We start from the raw sequence: 1,169 nt of genomic DNA, 5'->3' as shown, positions 1-1,169 counted from the left end.
GGCACGTGGTAGGACGCCAGGTCGGACTGGGCGAAGTCGCCGAACGCCGGGTCCACCGTGCTGTCCTCGGTCAGCGCCATGCCCAGGCCCATCGTCATCCCGCCCACGAACTGCGAGCGCGCGGTACGGGTGTTGAGGATGCGCCCGGCCGCGTACACGCCGAGCAGCCGGCGCACCCGGACCTCGCCGGTGACCGTGTCCACGGCGACCTCGGCGAAGTGCGCGCCGAAGGCGTGCCGGGAGTAGGGGCTGTCGGCGTCGGCCGCCCCGGTGGTGTCGGCGTCGGCGGAGAGCCCCTCCGGAGGCAGCGGACCGCTGTGCGCGGCGAGCCGCTCGGCCAGCCGGGCGCACGCCTCGTGCACCGCCCAGCCCCACGAGGACATGCCGGAGGACCCGCCGGCCAGCGAGGCGTACGGCAGATCGCTGCTGCCCACCTCGGTGCGCACCCGGTCGAGCGGGACGCCGAGGGCGTCGGCGGCGATCTGGGCGAGCACCGTGCGGGCGCCCGTGCCGATGTCCGTGGCGTTGATCTCGACCAGGAACGTCCCGTCGGGCCGGGCGTGCGCTCGCGCGGTCGACGGCTGGATCATCACCGGGTACGTCGCCGCCGCCACGCCGGTGCCGAGCCACAGCGGCCCCTCAGCCTGCGCCCGGGGCCGCGGGTCGCGGCCGGCCCAGCCGAAGCGCCGGGCGCCCTCGCGCAGGCACTCCACGACATGCCGGCTGCTGAAGGGTTTGCCGCTGTCGGGTTCGGTGTCCGGTTCGTTGACGATCCGCAACTCCACCGGGTCCATGCCCAGTTCGCAGGCCAGCTCGTCCATCGCCGACTCCAGCGCGTACATGCCCGGCGCCTCGCCCGGGGCCCGCATCCACGACGGGGTGGGCACGTCGAGCCGGACGACGCGGTGCGCGGTGCGGCTGTCAGGTGCGGCGTACATGATGCGGGCGGGCACCGCCGCCTGCTCCACGAACTCCTTGATGCGGGAGGAGTGCGTGGTCACCTCGTGCAGCAGCGTGGTCAGCCGGCCGTCCGGGCCCGCCCCGAGCCGCACCCGCTGCACGGTGGGCGCCCGGTGGCCGACGGTGCAGGGCAGGAAGCGGCGCGGGAAGGCGACCGTGACGGGCCGTCCGGTCGCGCGCGCCGCCATCACCGCCAGGACGACGTCCGG

At 75.4% G+C, this 1,169-nt stretch carries 1 protein-coding gene; it reads right to left on the bottom strand.

The genetic code is table 11. The features are described from left to right. Window positions 1-1,169, bottom strand: a 1,169-nt coding sequence (locus C3489_RS38040; RefSeq protein ID WP_181140005.1) for a xanthine dehydrogenase family protein molybdopterin-binding subunit, incomplete at both ends; no start/stop codon positions are given.

It is taken from the genome of Streptomyces sp. Ru71 (assembly GCF_002920535.1).
Classification (GTDB): Bacteria; Actinomycetota; Actinomycetes; order Streptomycetales; family Streptomycetaceae; genus Streptomyces.
The sequence above is the reverse complement of the archived record's forward strand: the minus strand, read 5'-3'. Positions and strand labels throughout refer to the sequence as shown.